Annotated in this window: 4 protein-coding genes, 1 pseudogene and 1 riboswitch; of the genes and pseudogenes, 2 read left to right on the top strand and 3 right to left on the bottom strand. The window is 47.6% G+C overall.

The window, feature by feature from the left end; translation table 11 throughout:
• A pseudogene (locus tag VAE48_RS09830) lies at nucleotides 1-723 on the bottom strand (hypothetical protein); the annotation flags it as partial.
• An 8-nt stretch (nucleotides 724-731) separates the two neighbouring features.
• Nucleotides 732-1055 carry a hypothetical protein gene (locus tag VAE48_RS09835; protein WP_322793151.1) on the bottom strand — a complete coding sequence of 108 codons (324 nt, stop codon included), beginning with the start codon at nucleotides 1053-1055 and terminating at the stop codon, nucleotides 732-734.
• Nucleotides 1056-1190: 135 nt separating this feature from the next.
• On the opposite strand from VAE48_RS09835, the gene VAE48_RS09840 reads away from it, so the two are divergent.
• The gene (locus VAE48_RS09840; protein WP_322793152.1) at nucleotides 1191-2591 is read left to right on the top strand and encodes a Gfo/Idh/MocA family oxidoreductase; all 1401 of its coding nucleotides are present in this window, start codon (nucleotides 1191-1193) and stop codon (nucleotides 2589-2591) included.
• A 132-nt stretch (nucleotides 2592-2723) separates the two neighbouring features.
• A riboswitch (cyclic di-GMP riboswitch) is annotated at nucleotides 2724-2803 on the top strand.
• 125 nt (nucleotides 2804-2928) lie between these two features.
• A complete protein-coding gene (locus VAE48_RS09845; protein WP_322793153.1) occupies nucleotides 2929-5520 on the top strand; it encodes a S8 family serine peptidase in 2592 nt (863 codons plus the stop codon).
• On the opposite strand, the gene VAE48_RS09850 is transcribed toward VAE48_RS09845, so the two are convergent.
• The coding region (locus VAE48_RS09850; protein ID WP_322793154.1) for a hypothetical protein at nucleotides 5491-5751 on the bottom strand (261 nt) is incomplete at its 5' end. The genes VAE48_RS09845 and VAE48_RS09850 overlap by 30 nt on opposite strands.

Consider the following 5751-nt stretch of genomic DNA (forward strand, 5'->3'; position numbering starts at 1 on the left):
GAAAAAGCCCTGAATATAGTGAACATCTGTTGGCAGGATAATTTCCAATTTAGCATCACCAACCAGATTGGCAACGGCAGCATTATCATTAAAAACGCCATACGCATATCCTGTAGTATCGGAATTGACAACTTGAGGCCAACCGTTTGTCACCTCACCATTGGAAGATAATAACCAAACGCTGGTTTTACTTCCAATAGCGGCAGTTACAAGGATTTCAAGAGCGGAGCCATTACCGTCAACATCAACTACACTTAGTCCACGTAATTCAGAGGTTGTGATTCTTTTTTCCCATTGTAAACTACCCTGTAAAGAGAATGAACTAAGCCATCCATCCCCCTGGCCAATAATTATTTCCTTGATGCCATCGTTTTGAAGGTCTGCAATGACAATACCTGGCCATGTTCGGCCATGCCGGGGATCTATACGCCATTGCAATTGACCACTGGCACCATCCAATGCCCATAAAGAATAAGCGGAGGCAATTATTTCAGCCTGCGGATCGTCATCAATGTTGATTACCGCAGGAGAGGAATACCATCCTGTTTCACACCAGCTGTTATAACATCCTCCGTATGCAAACTTTAAGGTGGGTTGACCGATGCCTTTACTGATTAATGGCAAAAATAAAGTGTTGTTTTCGGCATCGTTTTGAGCATAGACATCACCCTTAATCCAGTAGATTAAGATACTCAGAAGAGAAAGAAAAATTAATCTACTCATGAAGGATTTCATTTTTTGCGGGTATTTTCCTCAATATCCATCAGAAGATAAATTCCTTCTGCAATAGCCTGCAGGCAGATAAATAAAAATAATCCCGGCAGCAAGATCAATAATGCCTGGCTGATGGTTGGCACCAGTTCAATGAAAAGATTGTTGGAGGATTGGGTTATGGTAATTACGATTGCGCTGACAAAAAACACCAGAAATAGACCAACGACCACCAAAATAATCCAGGAAAGAATATTAGCCCAGGTTGCCACGCGAATCATACGCTGCGGACGATGGTATAAATCTTCTGTTTCAGCAACAGGGGTTTCAAACTGTTCGGTCATAATAGTTACTCCTTTTACTATGTATGGTTTCTATTTTCGTTCTAGAATCGTTAGGATCATACAATTTGGAATTGGTAGAATTTTGTTGCTATCAAGTATGCCACATTTCAAAAGTTTCATGAGGGAGAAACGTCCATGAAACCAGTGCGAGCAGTGTTGATTGGGGCAGGACAGCGCGGGTCAGAAGCTTATGCGCCGTATGCTTTGAAATATCCTGACCAGCTACAATTTGTCGCGGTTGCAGAACCAGACGAGCAACGCCGAAGCAGATTTGCGCTTACTCATGCGATCCCGCGGGAATATTGCTTTGAGAGCTGGGAAGAATTAATGGAACATCCGCAACTGGGTGAAGCGGCTATCATCGCCACTCAAGATTGGCTGCACACCCGGCCGGCAATTGCCGCATTGAAGAAAGGTTACCACGTTTTACTGGAAAAACCGATGGCAACCCGTCCAGAAGAATGCAGGCAACTGGTTGAAGAAAGTGAAAAAAATGAACGGCAATTGCACATCTGTCATGTTTTACGCTATACACGCCACGCGCGAAAAATGCGTGAAATTGTGCAATCCGGAATTTTGGGGGAAATCATAGATGTTGATCACCGCGAAAATGTTTCTTTCTGGCATATGGCACATTCGTATGTGCGCGGGAACTGGCGGAACAGCGAGCAGTCCAGTCCAATGATCCTGGCGAAGTGCTGCCATGATCTGGATATCCTGCCGTGGATTTTGGGTCAATGGCCGATTCGATTGAGCAGCAGCGGTGAATTGACTCACTTTCGAGCGGATAAAGCACCTGTCAAAACACCGGAGCGGTGTGTAGAAGGGTGTCCAATTGAAAAAGAGTGTCCGTATTCCGCAATTCATGTTTATGTTGAAATGCTGCCATTCTGGCATTCGTATAGCCAGACATGCACCAACCCGGTGAATAAAGCAATCATTGCGGAGTATATGAGAAGACCGGTGTTGATTCGTTTCCTCGCTCGATTCTTCCCTTCGCTTAAACAGGTGACCGAATACAAAGGCTGGCCGTTAACCGTGTTGACCCAAGACCCGACCCCAGAAAAAGTGTTTCAAGCCATTCAGAGCGGCCCATACGGCCGGTGCGTGTACCACTGTGATAATGATGTGGTTGATCATCAGGTGGTGAGTATGCAATTTGAGCAGGGGACTACCGTGACTTTGACCATGCACGGGCATTCCCACATTGAACACCGCTCGACCAGAATTGAGGGTACCAGGGGCAGATTGATGGGTGTTTTAGGTAATGGCGGAGGCTGGATCACGGTTGAAGAGCATCGCAGCCGAAAGAAAAAATTTATAGATACCAGCCCACCAGTGGGTGAGGGACATGGCGGCGGTGACATCCAGTTGATGGCTGAATTTGTAAATGCAGTGCGGGAAGGCGGGTATCCGGAAAATATCCAACGAGCAGCCCGCGAAGCGCTATTCAGTCATCTTTTGGCCTTCGCGGCCGAAGAAGCGAGGCTGCAAAAAAAGGTAATCGAGATTTCCCACGAAGAGTTTTTTGCCTGATACCCCAAACCATTAAAAGTATCAGAGTTTCTTCTTGATAAAAAAGTTGACAATTTCATTCAATATTAATACTTGAAGTTGTTGGTATATGTTGTAAAATAAATAAAGGATGTCAATATCGGATAAATTAAATACCTGAAAAGGCAAACTCACCGCGAGGTGAGGTCGCAAAGTTATGGGTCTGAGGAGAATCAGATTGCCAGACTGCTGAAGGTAACCAACACTTCCTTTCGCAGTCTTTTTTTACGAAAGGAGACAGGGAGGTGAACAGGAACCCATGAACTAAATCGTAAACCCAATCAATTCATTCCACTTTGAAATTCGCTGGAGGAGGATTATGTTCAAAAAATATTTCTTTTCAAGTCTTTTGATACTGGTTTTAATTGCAATGATGATTTCACCTGCTGCGGCAGATGATGGTGGTCCAATTGAACCACTTTATCCCGTTTATTCAAATGACACCGGTCAAATGGTTGATGAAACCCCCCGCCTTTGGTTTGTGGAATTCAACGGTTCACCAACAGCGGATGGCGGGCGGTTAACCACTGTACGTGCCGAGAAACAAACCTTTCGGGTAAGAGCAGAAAGGGCTGGTTTGGAATTCACTGAGCGGTTTGCGTATGATAAGTTGTGGAATGGGATCTCGATTGAGATCAGTCCGTCCGAGCTGCCCAAATTGTTCAGAATTCCCGGTGTAAAGGCTGTGTACCCGGTTGAAACTTATACCTTACCAGAACCGGTTGAAAACCCAAGCCCTGAACTGGTCAGCGCCCTGGCAATGACGGGAGCGGATATTGCCCAAAGCGAACTGGGTTTCACGGGCAAAGGTATTAAAGTGGCCGTTATGGATACCGGTGTGGACATTGATCATCCGGATCTGGGTGGTTGTTTTGGCCCGGGCTGCCGTATTTTCACCGGTTATGACTTTGTAGGGGACGCTTTCAATGCCGATCCAACGAGCAGCAGTTACAATCCAGTACCTCAGCCGGATCCCATCCCGGATGACTGCAATGGACATGGTACCCATGTGGCTGGCATCATCGGTGCCAATGGCGCCATTAAAGGGGTTGCACCGGACGTGATGTTTGGTGCCTATCGGGTGTTTGGCTGCGAAGGTTCAACCACCTCCGACATCATGCTGATAGCAATGGAACGCGCCTTAGATGACGGCATGCAAGTTCTCAATATGAGCATTGGGTCTGCTTTTCAATGGCCGCAGTATCCAACTGCCCAGGCAGCCGACAGGCTGGTAAAGAACGGAATGGTTGTCGTGGCATCCATTGGTAACAGCGGTGCCAGCGGGGTTTATTCTGCGGGTGCTCCCGGTTTGGGTAACCAGGTGATCGGGGTAGCATCTTTCGATAACACCGACATCTTTTTGAAGATCTTCCTGGTTAGCCCGGATGATACACCGGTTGGTTATGGGGTGGCTTCTTCAGCGCCTGAACCGCCCACCTCAGGAACCTACCCGATAGCTCGCACCGGAACAGTAACCTCGACAGCTGATGCCTGCAGCACATTGCCGGCGAATAGCCTGTCGGGTAAAGTGGCACTGATTCGGCGGGGCGGTTGTACTTTTCATACAAAATCATTGAACGCGATGAATGCTGGTGCGGTTGCGGTGGTACTATACAACAACGTGGCCGGGCGATTCAGCGCTACTGTGCAGGGAACACCGGAAATTACCATACCAGTAGTGACCATTTCGAATACCGAAGGCGCATTGATTGATTCGCGTTTGGCGAGTGGCGAAGTCAATCTGACCTGGACCGCTCAATCGGATAGTTTCCCCAACCCAACTGGTGGTCTGATTTCCTCGTTCAGTTCCTACGGACTTTCTCCGGATCTGAATTTGAAACCAGATATCGGTGCACCAGGAGGATTGATTTATTCGACCTTCCCGCTTGAACAGGGTGGTTACGCAACCTTGAGTGGTACTTCCATGTCTTCTCCGCATGTGGCCGGAGCGGCAGCGTTGCTTCTGCAAGCACGGCCGAATCTTCCGCCGGGTGTGGTCAGGACGATCTTCCAGAATACGGCTGATCCGGCTGTCTGGTGGGGCAATCCGGCTTTGGGGTTTTTGGATAATGTCCATCGGCAAGGGGCTGGAATGCTCGATATTCCACAGGCGATCCTTTCTACCGTCAAAGTTGAACCTTCTAAATTGGCTTTAGGTGAAAGTGAAGGGGGGGCGGTTACCCGGACCATCACGGTGGCGAATGAAGGAAACAACACAGTTGCTTTTAGCCTTTCTCATCAACCTGCGTTGGGCACACACGGGAGCACATTCAGCCCTGCCTTCAACGCAAGTTTTGCCTCGGTAACTTTCAATGCCAATGAGGTAAAAGTTGCACCCAAGAGCAAGGTGCGGGTGAACGTCACCATTACTCCTCCCGCAGCTCCTCTTAAAGGTCAATACGGCGGATACATCGTGTTGACTTCTGAAGACGGGAAGGTTTACCGAGTCCCATATGCCGGATTCATCGGTGATTACCAGTCCATCCAGGTTTTGGCACCTACCCCGTATGGATTCCCCTGGTTGTCGGTCTTGAATGGTGGTAATTTCTACCCTCTTGAAGATTTAGAGTGGTGGTTCTCGATGGAAGGAGATGATATCCCTTATTTCCTTGTCCATTTTGATCATCAAAACCGCAGGTTCAAGATGGAAGTTTATCAGGACCTGGAAAAGGGGCCGGACCGCTTCTGGTACAACGCTTATGACGAGTCGTACCTGCCGCGGAACAGCTCTGCTACTGGTTTCTTCGCCTTCCCATTTGATGGATTTACCTATGCTGGCTCCAGCGTGTTTGAAGTGCCGGATGGGATTTACTATGTGAAAATTTATGTCCTAAAAGCCCTGGGAGATCCAAGCAACCCTGCCCATTGGGAAACCTGGACTTCACCACGGTTTGAAATTGATCGTCCCTGACCCGGATTGATTCCGGAAGTGCAGCCAGCAATTGCGTTTTGCTGGCTGCTGTTTTTTAAGAACTATTCTTTTGGGCAGGCATATTTTTGTTATTTTGACTGAGGTCAAATAAGCATGCAACGGGTAAGATATTATTTGAAATAATCCTCCAGAGATAATTTTTCCTCCTTCAGCAAAACAAGGCCGGCCTGGACAACCGGACTTGTTTTGTTTTAAGGAGAGGGTAATCAG

It is taken from the genome of Bellilinea sp. (genome assembly GCF_034432615.1).
Classification (GTDB): domain Bacteria; phylum Chloroflexota; class Anaerolineae; order Anaerolineales; family Anaerolineaceae; genus Bellilinea.

Bases quoted from the DNA above. Each gene is read 5' to 3' on its own strand.
- VAE48_RS09835 (WP_322793151.1), bottom strand. From the start codon at position 1,055: ATGACCGAACAGTTTGAAACCCCTGTTGCTGAAACAGAAGATTTATAC.
- VAE48_RS09845 (WP_322793153.1), top strand. From the start codon at position 2,929: ATGTTCAAAAAATATTTCTTTTCAAGTCTTTTGATACTGGTTTTAATT.
- VAE48_RS09840 (WP_322793152.1), top strand. From the start codon at position 1,191: ATGAAACCAGTGCGAGCAGTGTTGATTGGGGCAGGACAGCGCGGGTCA.